Annotated in this window: 1 protein-coding gene; it reads left to right on the plus strand. The window is 54.7% G+C overall.

The window, feature by feature from the left end:
• Window positions 1-35 precede the first annotated feature (35 nt).
• Window positions 36-274, plus strand: a 239-nt coding sequence (locus SB772_RS40840) for a terminase gpP N-terminus-related DNA-binding protein (RefSeq protein WP_410838629.1), incomplete at its 3' end; no start/stop codon positions are given.

A 274-nucleotide genomic window follows, 5' to 3' on the forward strand; every position in this document is an offset into this window, starting at 1 on the left:
GGGAAAGCCTTCATTCAAGGCTGTAGGTTTGTGCCATGAACACCACACTGACACCCGCAGATCTCGATCCCCGTCGGCAGGCCATGCTGCTGTACTTTCAGGGATACCGCGTAGCCCGCATTGCTGAAATGCTGGGCGAGAAAGTTGCAACCGTTCACAGCTGGAAAAAACGCGACAAGTGGGGTGACTATGGGCCGCTGGATCAGATGCAGCTCACCACCGCCGCACGCTACTGCCAGCTCATTATGAAGGAGCACAAAGAAGGGAAAGATTT

Source organism: Paraburkholderia sp. SIMBA_030 (assembly GCF_046535245.1).
In the GTDB taxonomy this organism is placed as follows: Bacteria; Pseudomonadota; Gammaproteobacteria; order Burkholderiales; family Burkholderiaceae; genus Paraburkholderia.